This is a genomic window from Celeribacter ethanolicus (genome assembly GCF_002407265.1).
Classification (GTDB): domain Bacteria; phylum Pseudomonadota; class Alphaproteobacteria; order Rhodobacterales; family Rhodobacteraceae; genus Celeribacter; species Celeribacter ethanolicus.
On sequence record NZ_CP022196.1, the window covers coordinates 3,068,186 to 3,080,980 of the forward strand.

22 protein-coding genes are annotated in these 12,795 nt (G+C 57.4%); 20 read left to right on the forward strand and 2 right to left on the reverse strand.

The genetic code is table 11. From position 1 onward, the window contains the following. The first annotated feature begins 3 nt into the window (after nt 1-3). The 9 genes from rplC to rplP all read left to right on the forward strand — a co-directional run bounded on the left by rplC (nt 4) and on the right by rplP (nt 5,792). On the forward strand, nt 4-738 hold the full coding sequence (rplC, locus tag CEW89_RS15070; RefSeq protein WP_198403562.1) for a 50S ribosomal protein L3: 735 nt from the start codon (nt 4-6) through the stop codon (nt 736-738). Next, nucleotides 735-1,355, forward strand: a complete 621-nt coding sequence (gene rplD, locus CEW89_RS15075; protein ID WP_096806452.1) for a 50S ribosomal protein L4 — start codon at nt 735-737, stop codon at nt 1,353-1,355. The genes rplC and rplD overlap by 4 nt, the downstream gene beginning before the upstream one ends. Next, a complete protein-coding gene (locus CEW89_RS15080) occupies nt 1,352-1,648 on the forward strand; it encodes a 50S ribosomal protein L23 (protein ID WP_096806453.1) in 297 nt (98 codons plus the stop codon). Before rplD ends, CEW89_RS15080 begins: the two co-directional genes overlap by 4 nt. A gap of 127 nt (nt 1,649-1,775) precedes the next feature. After that, complete coding sequence (locus tag CEW89_RS15085) at nt 1,776-2,966, forward strand: ATP-binding protein (RefSeq protein ID WP_244906080.1); 1,191 nt, start codon at nt 1,776-1,778, stop codon at nt 2,964-2,966. 183 nt (nt 2,967-3,149) lie between these two features. Then, the gene (gene rplB, locus CEW89_RS15090; RefSeq protein ID WP_096806455.1) at nt 3,150-3,989 is read left to right on the forward strand and encodes a 50S ribosomal protein L2; all 840 of its coding nucleotides are present in this window, start codon (nt 3,150-3,152) and stop codon (nt 3,987-3,989) included. A gap of 3 nt (nt 3,990-3,992) precedes the next feature. Beyond that, the gene (gene rpsS, locus CEW89_RS15095; protein ID WP_066707042.1) at nt 3,993-4,271 is read left to right on the forward strand and encodes a 30S ribosomal protein S19; all 279 of its coding nucleotides are present in this window, start codon (nt 3,993-3,995) and stop codon (nt 4,269-4,271) included. A 3-nt stretch (nt 4,272-4,274) separates the two neighbouring features. Further along, a complete protein-coding gene (gene rplV / locus CEW89_RS15100) occupies nt 4,275-4,655 on the forward strand; it encodes a 50S ribosomal protein L22 (protein WP_066707044.1) in 381 nt (126 codons plus the stop codon). Next, complete coding sequence (gene rpsC / locus CEW89_RS15105) at nt 4,655-5,365, forward strand: 30S ribosomal protein S3 (protein WP_066707046.1); 711 nt, start codon at nt 4,655-4,657, stop codon at nt 5,363-5,365. Before rplV ends, rpsC begins: the two co-directional genes overlap by 1 nt. 13 nt (nt 5,366-5,378) lie before the next feature. Then, the gene (rplP, locus tag CEW89_RS15110; protein WP_066707048.1) at nt 5,379-5,792 is read left to right on the forward strand and encodes a 50S ribosomal protein L16; all 414 of its coding nucleotides are present in this window, start codon (nt 5,379-5,381) and stop codon (nt 5,790-5,792) included. Between the two features lie 498 nt (nt 5,793-6,290). Here rplP and CEW89_RS15120 read toward each other — a convergent pair whose 3' ends face one another. Continuing rightward, nucleotides 6,291-7,070 (reverse strand): transglutaminase family protein, encoded by a 780-nt coding sequence (locus CEW89_RS15120; RefSeq protein WP_096807263.1) that lies wholly within the window; start codon nt 7,068-7,070, stop codon nt 6,291-6,293. Nucleotides 7,071-7,197: 127 nt separating this feature from the next. Between CEW89_RS15120 and CEW89_RS15125 the strand changes: the two genes are divergently transcribed. After that, nucleotides 7,198-7,962, forward strand: a complete 765-nt coding sequence (locus CEW89_RS15125; protein ID WP_096806457.1) for an ion transporter — start codon at nt 7,198-7,200, stop codon at nt 7,960-7,962. A gap of 1 nt (nt 7,963) precedes the next feature. Here CEW89_RS15125 and CEW89_RS15130 read toward each other — a convergent pair whose 3' ends face one another. Continuing rightward, on the reverse strand, nt 7,964-8,590 hold the full coding sequence (locus CEW89_RS15130) for a TIGR02466 family protein (RefSeq protein WP_096806458.1): 627 nt from the start codon (nt 8,588-8,590) through the stop codon (nt 7,964-7,966). A 417-nt stretch (nt 8,591-9,007) separates the two neighbouring features. Between CEW89_RS15130 and CEW89_RS20880 the strand changes: the two genes are divergently transcribed. The 10 genes from CEW89_RS20880 (at nt 9,008) to rplR (ending at nt 12,746) form a co-directional block, all read left to right on the forward strand. Further along, a complete protein-coding gene (locus CEW89_RS20880) occupies nt 9,008-9,175 on the forward strand; it encodes a hypothetical protein (protein WP_155846162.1) in 168 nt (55 codons plus the stop codon). Between the two features lie 159 nt (nt 9,176-9,334). Further along, entirely contained in the window at nt 9,335-9,532 is a 198-nt protein-coding gene (gene rpmC / locus CEW89_RS15135; RefSeq protein WP_066707057.1) for a 50S ribosomal protein L29, read from the forward strand. A gap of 12 nt (nt 9,533-9,544) precedes the next feature. Continuing rightward, nucleotides 9,545-9,772: a 30S ribosomal protein S17 gene (rpsQ, locus tag CEW89_RS15140; protein WP_066707060.1), complete on the forward strand. Its 228-nt coding sequence runs from the start codon at nt 9,545-9,547 to the stop codon at nt 9,770-9,772. 88 nt (nt 9,773-9,860) lie between these two features. Next, the gene (gene rplN, locus CEW89_RS15145) at nt 9,861-10,229 is read left to right on the forward strand and encodes a 50S ribosomal protein L14 (RefSeq protein WP_009574016.1); all 369 of its coding nucleotides are present in this window, start codon (nt 9,861-9,863) and stop codon (nt 10,227-10,229) included. After that, entirely contained in the window at nt 10,229-10,534 is a 306-nt protein-coding gene (gene rplX / locus CEW89_RS15150) for a 50S ribosomal protein L24 (protein ID WP_066707063.1), read from the forward strand. Before rplN ends, rplX begins: the two co-directional genes overlap by 1 nt. Further along, the gene (rplE, locus tag CEW89_RS15155) at nt 10,534-11,097 is read left to right on the forward strand and encodes a 50S ribosomal protein L5 (protein ID WP_096806459.1); all 564 of its coding nucleotides are present in this window, start codon (nt 10,534-10,536) and stop codon (nt 11,095-11,097) included. Before rplX ends, rplE begins: the two co-directional genes overlap by 1 nt. Nucleotides 11,098-11,118: 21 nt before the next feature. After that, complete coding sequence (rpsN, locus tag CEW89_RS15160) at nt 11,119-11,424, forward strand: 30S ribosomal protein S14 (RefSeq protein ID WP_066707068.1); 306 nt, start codon at nt 11,119-11,121, stop codon at nt 11,422-11,424. 12 nt (nt 11,425-11,436) lie between these two features. Further along, nucleotides 11,437-11,829 (forward strand): 30S ribosomal protein S8, encoded by a 393-nt coding sequence (gene rpsH, locus CEW89_RS15165; protein ID WP_066707071.1) that lies wholly within the window; start codon nt 11,437-11,439, stop codon nt 11,827-11,829. Nucleotides 11,830-11,841: 12 nt separating this feature from the next. Next, a complete protein-coding gene (gene rplF / locus CEW89_RS15170; protein WP_096806460.1) occupies nt 11,842-12,375 on the forward strand; it encodes a 50S ribosomal protein L6 in 534 nt (177 codons plus the stop codon). A gap of 11 nt (nt 12,376-12,386) precedes the next feature. Then, on the forward strand, nt 12,387-12,746 hold the full coding sequence (rplR, locus tag CEW89_RS15175; protein ID WP_066707081.1) for a 50S ribosomal protein L18: 360 nt from the start codon (nt 12,387-12,389) through the stop codon (nt 12,744-12,746). Nucleotides 12,747-12,795: the final 49 nt, after the last annotated feature.

The window sequence follows — 12,795 nt, forward strand, 5'->3', positions numbered from 1 at the left end:
ATGTTGCGCTCTGGTGTTATCGCGAAAAAGGTCGGCATGACCCGCCTTTTCATGGAAGACGGCAAACAGATCCCTGTGACCGTTCTTCTGCTCGACAATCTGCAAGTGGTTGCTCAGCGCACCACCGAGAAAGACGGCTACACCGCCGTTCAGCTCGGCGCTGGCTCCGCAAAAGCAAAACGGACCTCCCAAGCCATGCGTGGTCACTTCGCTGCGGCGAACGTGGCTCCGAAGCGCAAAGTGGCTGAGTTCCGCGTGGACGAAGACAAGCTGATCGAAGTGGGTGCGGAAATCTCCGCCGACCACTACCTCGAAGGTCAGTTCGTTGACGTTTCCGGCACGTCCATCGGTAAAGGTTTTGCCGGTGCCATGAAACGCCACAACTTCGGCGGTCTGCGCGCCTCCCACGGTGTGTCCATCTCCCACCGTTCCCACGGTTCCACCGGTCAGTGTCAAGAACCGGGCCGTGTGTTCAAAGGGAAAAAGATGGCCGGTCACATGGGTGCTGCCCGTGTCACCACCCAAAACCTCCAGGTTGTCCGCACCGACGCCGACCGTGGCCTGATCATGGTCAAAGGCGCTGTTCCGGGCTCCAAAGGCGGCTGGGTCACCATCAAAGACGCCGTGAAGAAAGCAGCTCCGGCTGATCTTCCGCTTCCGGCTGCTCTGAAATCCGCTGCCTCTGAAGCGACCGCCGCTCCGGCTGTCGAAGCTCCGGCAGAAGGGGGTGAAGCATGAAACATGACGTGATCAAACTCGACGGCGCCAAGGCTGGCACGCTGGATCTGGACGAAGCTCTCTTCGGCCTCGAACCGCGCGCTGACATTCTGCACCGTGTGGTCCGCTGGCAGCGTAACAACGCGCAGCAGGGCACCCACAAGGTGAAGACGAAGTCTGAAGTGTCCTACTCCACCAAGAAGATCTATCGCCAAAAAGGCACCGGTGGCGCTCGCCACGGCTCCCGCAAGGCCCCGATCTTCCGCAAAGGTGGTATCTACAAAGGCCCGACCCCGCGGTCTCACGGCCATGAGCTGACGAAGAAATTCCGCAAGCTCGGCCTGAAACACGCGCTCTCCGCGAAAGCCGCAACCGGCAATCTCGTGGTTCTGGACGAAGCGAAACTCGCCGAAGCCAAAACCGCTCTGCTGGCCAAAGCTGTCAAGGAACAGGGCTGGAAACGCGTGCTGATCATCGACGGCGCCGACATCGACGCGAACTTCAAAGCTGCGGCTGCGAACATCGCCGGTGTGGACGTGCTGCCGACCATTGGCGCCAACGTCTACGACATCCTGAAACGTGACACGCTCGTGATCACCAAAGCAGGTGTCGAAGCTCTGGAGGCTCGCCTGAAATGACCAACAAAGCTGAACTCTACGACGTGATCCGCAAGCCGATCATCACCGAGAAAGCCACCATGGCTTCCGAAAACGGTGCCGTGGTTTTTGAAGTCGCCATCGACTCCAACAAACCGCAGATCAAAGAAGCTGTGGAAACGCTCTTCGGTGTGAAGGTGAAAGCGGTGAACACCGTTGTCACCAAAGGCAAAACCAAACGCTTCCGCGGCATGCCGGGCAAGCGTAAGGACGTGAAAAAAGCCTATGTCACCCTCGAAGACGGCAACGCGATCGACGTGTCCACCGGTCTCTAACTTTTAGAGATAGGTTAGAAATGAAGAAGCCCCTCGGTGAGAGCCGGGGGGCTTTTTTGTAATATAAAAGAATGTAAAGAAGTATAGAGTTTTTCTCTATACTTTGCTATTTATTGTTAGTCTTTAAGTGTTGAGAGGTAGAATTTTGGATCCATATAGAAATCCATTCGCACCCGGAGCTGGTAGCCGCCCGCCAGAGCTTGCGGGGCGAGATGCTATTCTGGAAGCGGCTCGAATTTCGTGCGGACGCGCTATAAGGGGGCGAAGCGCGCGCTCTATGATGTTGCTTGGGTTGCGCGGAACAGGGAAAACAGTGCTGTTAAATGAGGTGGCAAGGGTTGCCGAATCCGAAGGCTATCTTGTGTCTAAAGTGGAGGCGCCGGAAGGAGAAAGTTTAGCACGTCTACTCTATCCGGAAATGCGAAAGGTTATGCGTTCTCTTTCGACAGTTGCCGCTGCGCGGCAAATTGCAGAGAGAGGTCTCAAAGGATTAAGAGGTTTTGCATCCATTTTCAAAATTGACGTTGGCGGGGTTGAGCTCAGCGTCGAAGCTGAGCCGGGCTTAGCTGATAGTGGGGATATTCAATACGACCTCCCCGACCTGTTCGGCGTGATTGGTCGTGCCGCTCAGGTGGCGGGAAAAGGCTGGATACTGCTTATCGATGAGGTCCAATATCTTTCCTCGGAAGATCTGTCAGCTCTTATAGTGTCAATTCACAGGATGTCGCAGGATAGCTTGCCTGTTGTTCTGGTCGGTGCAGGATTGCCACAAGTAGCAAAGTTGGCAGGAGAGGCGAAGTCCTATGCTGAAAGACTCTTTCAATATCCAGAGGTTGGGGCGCTTGATGACACAGCAGCTCGTCGAGCGGTTCAATTGCCAATTGAGGAGGAGGAAGCCTCCATTTCCACTGGGGCGTTGACTGAAGTGGTTACCCGAACTCAAGGCTACCCATTTTTCCTTCAAGAATGGGCTTCCGTGGCGTGGAACAACGCGGAAGGACCTGAAATATCGACCATTGAGGTCCAACAAGCCTATGTGGAAACACTAGCTCATTTAGATTCTGGCTTCTTCAAGGTGAGAATGGATCGCCTTACGAAAGCAGAAGTGGCATTCGTAAACGCAATGGCGCAGTTAGGTGATGGCCCCTATGCAATGGCGGACATAGCAACGGCAATGGACAGAAAGTTATCATCCCTTGGACCAGCTCGGGCTAGTATTATTTCTAAAGGGATGATCTATAGTACCGATCATGGGTATCTCGACTTCACAGTGCCGCTTTTTGCTGATTTTATGCGGCGGCAGGCACCCAACTACTAGACTCCCTCCCCAACACCCACTATACCCCGCCCATCTCACGGCCCCGGATTCGTTCTTGGGGCCCGTGATTTGTGTGGGACGAGGGCCAGACGACAGTCACGAGAGCCCCCGGCCTTAGACGAAAACGGGTCGTAGCAAACGAAGCTACATCACATGACCCAAAGCAAACGGAAGACAGAAACTATGGCACTCAAGTCGTATAAACCGACGACGCCTGGCCAGCGTGGGCTGGTTCTGATCGACCGTTCGGAGCTTTGGAAAGGGCGTCCGGTCAAATCTCTCACCGAGGGTTTGACCAAGAACGGCGGCCGGAACAACACCGGACGGATCACGATGCGCCGCAAAGGCGGCGGGGCAAAGCGTCTCTATCGCATCGTCGACTTCAAACGGAACAAGTTTGACGTCGCAGCAACCGTGGAACGGATCGAATACGACCCGAACCGCACCGCGTTCATCGCGCTCATCAAATACGAAGACGGCGAACAGGCTTACATCCTGGCTCCGCAGCGTCTGGCCGTCGGCGACAAAGTCATCGCCTCCGCCAAAGCTGACGTGAAGCCCGGCAACGCCATGCCGTTCTCCGGTCTGCCGATCGGTACGATCGTCCACAACGTCGAGATGAAACCGGGCAAAGGCGGCCAGATCGCCCGTGCTGCCGGCACCTACGCTCAGTTCGTTGGTCGTGACGGTGGTTACGCCCAGATCCGTCTTTCCTCCGGCGAGCTGCGTCTCGTGCGTCAGGAATGCATGGCTACGGTCGGCGCCGTGTCCAACCCCGACAACTCCAACCAGAACATCGGTAAAGCCGGTCGTAACCGCCACAAAGGCATTCGTCCGTCCGTCCGCGGTGTTGTCATGAACCCGATCGACCACCCGCACGGCGGTGGTGAAGGCCGCACCTCTGGTGGCCGTCACCCGGTGACTCCGTGGGGCAAGCCGACGAAAGGCGCGAAAACGCGCAAGAACAAAGCGACGGACAAATTCATCGTTCGCTCGCGTCACGCTCGGAAGAAGGGTCGCTAAGATATGGCACGTTCTGTCTGGAAAGGCCCGTTTGTGGACGCTTACGTCCTCAAGAAAGCCGAAAAAACCCGCGAGAGCGGCCGCAACGAGGTCATCAAGATCTGGTCGCGTCGTTCCACCATCCTGCCTCAGTTCGTTGGTCTCACCTTTGGTGTGTACAACGGTCAGAAGCACATCCCCGTCAACGTCACGGAAGACATGATCGGTCAGAAGTTCGGTGAATACGCGCCGACCCGCACCTATTACGGTCACGCCGCCGACAAAAAAGCGAAACGGAAATAAGTCATGGGTAAGGTTGCAAATCCCCGTCGCGTGGCTGACAACGAAGCAATGGCGAAAACCCGTATGCTTCGCGTTTCCCCGCAAAAACTGAACCTCGTGGCTCAGATGATCCGCGGCAAGAAAGTCGACAAGGCCCTCACGGACCTGACTTTCTCCAACAAGCGTATCGCTCAGGACGTGAAGAAATGTCTTCAGTCCGCGATCGCAAACGCCGAGAACAACCACAACCTCGACGTCGATGAGCTCATCGTCGCCGAAGCATGGGTTGGCAAAAACCTCACCATGAAACGCGGTCGCCCGCGTGCCCGTGGTCGTTTTGGCAAGATCATGAAGCCGTTCGCGGAAATCACCATCAAGGTGCGTCAAGTTGAGGAGCAAAACTAATGGGTCATAAGGTTAACCCGATTGGCATGCGTCTCCAGGTCAACCGCACCTGGGACAGCCGCTGGTACGCTGACACGAAAGATTACGGCGATCTTCTTCTCGAAGACCTGAAAATCCGTGATTTCATCAAGGAAGAATGCAAGCAGGCCGGTGTGTCGCGCGTCATCATCGAGCGCCCGCACAAAAAATGCCGCGTGACCATTCACACCGCCCGTCCGGGCGTCATCATCGGCAAGAAAGGTGCGGACATCGAAGGTCTGCGCAAGAAAGTCGCCGCGATGACCGACTCCGAGCTGCACCTCAACATCGTTGAAGTGCGCAAGCCGGAACTCGACGCTGCTCTGGTGGCCGAGTCCATCGCCCAGCAGCTCGAGCGCCGTGTGTCCTTCCGTCGTGCCATGAAACGCGCCGTGCAGAACGCCATGCGCATGGGTGCCCTCGGCATCCGCGTGAACGTTGCCGGTCGTCTCGGTGGTGCTGAAATCGCGCGTACCGAATGGTATCGCGAAGGCCGCGTGCCGCTTCACACCCTGCGTGCGGACATCGACTACGCCCACGCCGAAGCGTCGACTGCCTATGGCATCATCGGCATCAAAACCTGGATCTTCAAAGGCGAGATCATGGAACACGACCCGCAGGCTCGTGACCGTCGCGCCGAAGAAGCCCAAGCCGGTCCGGCACCTCGCGGTGACCGCGGCGGCCGTCGCTAAGGAGGTCTGAGACATGCTTCAGCCAAAGCGTACAAAATTCCGCAAAATGCACAAAGGCCGTATCCACGGCGAAGCAAAAGGCGGTTCGGATCTGACCTTCGGCACCTTCGGCCTCAAAGCCGTTGAGCCCGAGCGTATCACTGCGCGTCAGATCGAAGCAGCTCGTCGTGCCATGACGCGTCACATGAAGCGTCAGGGTCGTGTTTGGATCCGCATCTTCCCGGACACCCCGGTGACCGCAAAGCCCGTCGAAGTTCGTATGGGTAAAGGTAAAGGCTCCGTGGACCGTTGGGTCTGCAAAGTCAAACCGGGCCGCGTGATGTTCGAACTGGACGGCGTGTCGGAAGACGTCGCTCGTGAGGCTCTGCGCCTTGCTGCGATGAAACTCCCGATCAAAACCCGCACGGTCGTGAAAGAAGACTGGTAAGACGTGCGCTCCGCGTCAGCGGAGTGTCACGCGCATGTGGCAGTCGTTTCAAAGAAACGATGAGAACATGCCCGGTTGAAAATTAAGAAACCCCCGCTGAGAAATCGGCGGGGGTTTTTGTTATCGCGGATTTAACACTACATTAAACGTATTTGCCATTTGGCGCGAGTACAGCTGGGCCTGAAACATAACTGCCATCGGGTGCCAAAGTAGGCCGACCGTACCCACCGACATAAGTCCCATCGGGGGCGAGCTGTGGGCTCCCTGCGACATATTTTCCATTTGGCGCTAAGGAAATCGGTCCACCATCTCCCACATAAGTTCCGTCGGGGCAAAGGCGCGCTTGTCCGGCTACGTAGCTACCGTCGGGCGCTAAGTTAACACTCTTCATTATATTTTCTCCTCTATTGGCGATAAGTCGTACTGCAGGTGCCTCGACAAAATGGCTTATGAATTTGCTTATTCACCTCACCTCACCTCACCTCACCTCACCTCACCTCACCCCACCTCAATCTCCAACCCAAAGCTCAACTCCGACGACACCCCATCGCCCCAGAATCCGCCTTCGATTGGCATCGTCCCCATCTGATCCGGGGCGGCTGAGAGGGCGACGTGGCCGTCCGTGACTGCCACCCCGTGGGTCGGATCATACCCCTGCCAGCCCACTCCCGACAGCCAGACTTCGGGCCAGGCATGCAGGTGGCGCTTGCCGTCCGGCGTTTCTGCCTTGGCCTGATAGCCCGACACGAAGCGCGCGGGGATGCCAAGGCTGCGACAGACGGCGATGAACAGCACGGCGAGATCGCGGCAGGCGCCCGCACCTGTGCGAAGCGTCTCTTCCGCGGTCTGGGCATAGCCCGTCGGGCGGATGTGCCGATGCGTGCGGCGGTAGAGGGTCTCGGTCAGGCTCAGGAGAAACTCCGGCACAGTTCCCGCCTCTGCTCGCAGGTCGCGGGCAAACTGCGCAACGGTCTCGTCGATGTTACCGTTCAGATAGGGAGGCAGGTCTGGCAGCTTTGACGCAGAGGGCTGCACACCTGTCTCGCAAGTGAACTGACTGACAATGCGCAACACATCGGTCTCTCCGGCAAAGCCCACGCGTGTCTCCGACGTGCCGAAAGGCGACAGGCGATCCTCTCGCCAAGAGGGCGTGGGTGTAATGTCATAGCGATGATTGAGGGCGGTCATGCCATAGGGTTTGAGGCGCAAAATCTGGTCGCCCAAACGCACGGGCGCGGAATAGCGGTAGAGCGTTTCGTGTCGGACGGTGAAGCGCATGGTGGCCTCCTTGTGAAAGAAGGCCATGCTGCGGCTGCGAAATCAAGGGCCAAGCCTCTTGTCTCGCCGATCGAGGTCTCCATATCAGAAGGCCAAAGCCCCGAATGCTTCCCTGGCACGAGACCCCATGCGCACCCAGATTTCCCTCCTCCTCGACCGCTCCGTCACCCGCCATTTCATCATGGGGGTAATCCTGTTCAACGCCGTGATCCTGGGGCTTGAGACCTCGGGCGCAGTCATGGCGCGGATGGGCGGGCTGATCGTCGCGCTCGACATGATCTGTCTGAGCATCTTCGTGGTCGAACTCTTGGCGAAAATCTATGCGCAGGGGCTGCGGTTCTTTCGCGATGGCTGGAACCTCTTCGACTTTGTGATTGTCGGCATCTCGCTCTCGCCGGTGGGGGAGGGGCTTTCGGTGCTCCGGGCTCTGCGCATCCTGCGACTTTTGCGCGTCGTCTCTGTCGTGCCAAGCCTGCGCCGGGTGGTCGAGGCCTTTATCCTCGCGCTGCCGGGGATGGCTTCGGTGTTCCTGCTGACGGGCATCATCTTCTACATCGGCTCGGTGATTGCGACCAAGCTCTACGGGCCAACATTCCCCGAATGGTTCGGCACGCTGGGCGCTTCGCTCTACACACTGTTCCAAGTCATGACGCTGGAAAGCTGGTCTATGGGCATCGTCCGCCCGGTGATGGAGGTGCATCCGGAAAGCTGGCTGTTCTTTGTGCCCTTCATCCTGATCACGGCCTTTGCCGTGATGAACCTCGTCGTCGGTCTGATCGTGTCGACGATGCAGGATGCCCATGTCGAAGAAGAACACGCCGCCACGGATGTTTACCGCGACGACGTGGTCAAGCGTTTGGAACGGATCGAGAAGGCGCTGGAGCGGCGCTGAGTTATTCGTCCGCCCACTTGTAATTAAAGCTCACCGACACCCGGTCGAATTCCGACTGGTTCATCATCACCTCATGGCGCAGCCAGCTTTCCCAGAGCATGATGTCGCCCGCTTCCGGGGACATGTAAATGAAATTCTGCATCTCGCGGCGGGCGTCTTTCTTGCGGGCGGGGGCGCCCATCATCATCACATGGCGCGGATCTTCGAGCCGCAGCGATGAGGCGCCTTCCGGCATGGCGACATAGGTCGTGCCGGAGATCACCGAATGCGGGTGGATATGGGCGGAATGATAGCCGCCCTCCGGCAGGATGTTGATCCAGAGGTCTTCGAGCACAAGTTTGCGCTCGCCCAGATCGAATTCGAGGTCTTCGGCAAATTTCGCGACATGCTGATCGAGGCTCTCGACGATGTCCTTGAAGATCGGGAAGCGCCAGGGCAGGTCGGTGAGAGAGGCATAGGAGGTATAGCCCGGATAGCCCTTGTCATCGCACCATTGCTGCCCGGCTTCGTCATCTTCGGCGATGGCATAGCAACTATCAAAGAGTTCGTCCTGATCGACCTCGGGGGAGAACTCGTTCAGTTTCGCTTTGTAGAGACGGGTGACGAAAAGGGATTCGATGTCGGCCATGGGAGGCTCCTTTGGCAGGTTTGGCCTGTCATAGCGCGCGGTGGAGGGCTTGGCGAGGCTTAGTGACGTTTCGAGCGTTGCGCGATTGCTCTCCAGATTTAACCTTTCTTAAGGTTCATTTGTTATTAACCACGTTGACGCCGTGGGGGCGTTGCGTTTACGATATGTTCCATCATTAGCCTGCGGAGTTTTTCCTGCATGAATTCCGTGGGCGGCGCTTCGTAGTGATGCGCCGAACATTGGGGAGATGCTGAGATATCCCAGCTTTCTTTTGGGAAGCCATAGGAAATGGTTGAAGCGCAAGGAAGCGCGCCCATGCAGGAAAAGAGAACTGAGGATCGTAACCGACTGTAGTCGGGGTCGTTCCTTATGTTCTCGTGACATTGAGCGACCCATATCAATTGTGGGGAAGTTTCGATGCAGATTATCGAACTTATTTCAGAAGCAAAGTTGAGCTTTGGTTTTGCAAATGGCTCAGGGCTTGGGGCTGTGCTACTGGCTCTTGTTCTTATTGCCATTGCGTGGCGCGTTCCAAGGGGGATGTTGGTGAGAGTGATCGGGGCGGTTCGAAAAGGTCAGAAGTGACTAACTTTCCCTTGCCACCACACCCCCAACCCCTTATAGAGCGGCATCTCACAGATTCCCTTCAGGGGAGTCGTGTGTATTGACATAACCCACCGGACCGAATGTCACCCCGAATAAGGGCGCATTCCGGTGCTACCAGGAACCAAGGAGAGGCGCCAAATGAACGCCCAGGAATTGCGTGCGAAAACGCCGGACGAGCTCAAGACCGAGCTTGCCAATCTGAAAAAAGAATCCTTCAACCTGCGTTTCCAGCAGGCCACGGGTCAGCTCGAAAACACCGCTCAGATCCGCAAGGCGCGCCGCACGGCCGCTCTTGTGAAAACCATTCTGAACGAAAAAGCCAAGTCGGCTGAGTAAGGAGAGCGACCTATGCCCAAGCGTATTCTTTCCGGGGTCGTGACCTCGAACCAGAACGAACAGACCGTGACCGTGCTCGTCGAGCGCCGTTTCAAACACCCGGTTCTGAAAAAGACCATCCGTAAGTCCAAAAAATACCGGGCTCACGATGAGAACAACCAATTCAACGTCGGCGACACCGTCCGTATCCAGGAATGTGCACCGAAGTCGAAAACCAAGCGTTGGGAAGTGCTCGCCTGATCTCGATCAGACAAGCCTCCTCCCAGCTTAATCGAAACCCTGGGGGCACCGATCACTGCAGATCGCCCCAAAGGTCGGGAGAAACCAAATGATCCAGATGCAGACCAATCTGGATGTCGCTGACAACTCCGGCGCTCGCCGAGTTCAGTGCATCAAGGTCCTCGGCGGTTCCCACCGTCGTTACGCCTCCGTGGGCGACATCATCGTGGTGTCGGTCAAGGAAGCGATTCCGCGTGGCCGTGTGAAAAAAGGGGACGTCCGTAAGGCCGTCGTCGTGCGCACCGCCAAGGAAGTCCGTCGTGAAGACGGCACCGCGATCCGTTTTGATCGCAACGCCGCCGTCATCCTCAACAACAACAACGAGCCCGTTGGTACCCGTATCTTCGGCCCGGTTGTTCGCGAACTTCGTGCGAAAAACTTCATGAAGATCATCTCGCTCGCTCCGGAGGTGCTCTAATGGCTGCTAAGCTGAAAAAAGGCGACAAGGTCGTCGTCCTCGCCGGCAAGGACAAAGGCAAACAGGGTGAAATCACCTCTGTGATGCCGTCCAAAGGCAAGGCCATCGTGGAAGGCATCAACATCGCCATCCGTCACGCACGCGCCACGCAGGGCGAGCAAGGCGGCCGCAAGCCGATCGCCATGCCGATCGACCTGTCGAACCTCGCGCTGCTCGATGCCAACGGCAAAGCCACCCGCGTCGGTTTCCGCATGGAAGGCGATCAGAAAGTGCGCTTCGCCAAAACCACGGGAGACGTGATCTGATGCTCGACACCACCGATTACACCCCGCGTCTTAAAGCCGCTTACAAAGACAGCATCCGTGCTGCTCTGAAAGAAGAGTTCGGCTACAAGAACGACATGCAGATCCCGCGTCTGGACAAAATCGTCCTGAACATCGGCTGCGGTGCGGAAGCTGTGAAAGACTCCAAAAAAGCGAAATCCGCTCAGGAAGATCTTTCCGCGATCGCCGGTCAGAAAGCGCTCGTCACGAAAGCCAAGAAATCCATCGCTGGTTTCCGCGTTCGTGAAGACATGCCGCTCGGTGCGAAAGTCACCCTGCGCGGCGACCGCATGTATGAATTCCTCGATCGTCTGATCACGATTGCAATGCCCCGCATCCGCGACTTCCGCGGCGTGTCCGGCACCTCCTTCGACGGCCGTGGCAACTACGCCATGGGCCTGAAAGAGCACATCGTGTTCCCCGAGATCAACTTCGACCAGGTGGACGAAGTCTGGGGGATGGACATCGTCATCGCGACAACCGCGAAGACGGACGCAGAAGCCAAGAGCCTGTTGAAAGCTTTCAACATGCCCTTCAACAGCTAATCGCGCGAGGAGTTTGAGAACATGGCAAAGAAATCCATGATCGCACGCGAGCGCAAGCGCGAGAAGCTGGTGGCGAAATACGCCGCCAAGCGCGCTGCTCTCAAAGAGGTCGTCTACGACCAGGACAAGCCGATGGAAGAGCGTTTCCGCGCGTCCCTGAAGCTTGCTGAACTGCCGCGCAACAGCTCGGCTACCCGTCTGCACAACCGTTGTCAGCTGACCGGCCGTCCCCACGCTTACTACCGTAAGCTGAAGGTGTCCCGGATCATGCTGCGGGAACTCGGCTCCTTCGGCCAGATCCCCGGTCTGGTGAAATCGAGCTGGTAAGGGAGAGAGAATATGAACGATCCTATCGGCGATATGCTCACCCGTATCCGTAACGCTCAAATGCGTGGCAAATCCACCGTCTCCACCCCGGCTTCCAAGCTGCGCGGCTGGGTCCTGGATGTGCTGCTCGACGAGGGTTACATCCGCGGCTATGAGAAAGGCACCGACGTCAACGGTCACCCGACCCTTGAAATCAGCCTGAAATACTTCGAAGGCACCCCGGTTATCCGCGAACTGAAACGGGTCTCCAAACCCGGTCGTCGCGTGTACCTCGGTGTCAAGGACATCCCGTCGGTCCGTCAGGGCCTTGGTGTGTCGATTGTCTCCACCCCGAAGGGTGTGATGTCGGACGCAAACGCTCGTGCCAACAATGTTGGTGGCGAAGTGCTTTGCACCGTCTTCTAAGGAGGTCTCTCGATGTCTCGTATTGGTAAGAAACCGGTCGAGCTGCCCAGCGGCGTTTCCGCCTCTGTGTCCGGCCAGACCATCGAAGTGAAAGGCCCGAAAGGCACTCACTCCTTCACCGCCACGGACGATGTGACCCTCGCTGTCGAAGACAACACCGTCACCGTCACCCCCCGTGGTAAATCGAAGCGCGCTCGCCAGCAGTGGGGCATGTCCCGCACCATGGTCGCCAATATGGTGACCGGTGTGACCGACGGCTTCAAGAAGGAGCTCGAAATCAACGGTGTTGGTTATCGTGCTGCGATGCAGGGCAACGTGCTCAAACTCAACCTGGGTTACTCCCACGAAGTGAACTTCGAGGTCCCCGCCGGCGTCACCGTGACGGCTGCGAAACCGACCGAGATCACTGTGGAAGGTTCCGACCCGCAACTCGTCGGCCAGGTCGCGGCCAACATCCGCGAATGGCGTAAGCCCGAGCCCTACAAAGGCAAAGGTATCAAGTACAAAGACGAGTTCATCTTCCGTAAGGAAGGGAAGAAGAAGTAAGGACGCTCATCATGGCAAACAGCAAACGGACCCTGTTTCTGAAACGCCGCCTGCGCGTTCGGAACAAACTTCGCAAGAACAATGTCGGCAAGCTCCGCCTGTCGATCCATCGTTCGAACAAGAACATCAGCGCTCAGCTGATCGACGACGTGCAGGGCACAACCCTGGCGGCCGCTTCCTCGCTCGAGAAAGATCTCGGCGTGGTCGGCAAGAACAACGTCGAAGCCGCCGCCAAAGTTGGCGCGGCGATTGCAGAGCGCGCGAAGAAAGCCGGTGTCGAAGAGTGCTACTTCGACCGTGGTGGCTTCCTCTTCCACGGCAAGGTGAAGGCTCTCGCCGACGCTGCTCGTGAAGGTGGTCTGAAGTTCTAAGACTTGAGGGAGGGGGGCAATGCTCCCCTTCCCGATGATCCGGGTCGGG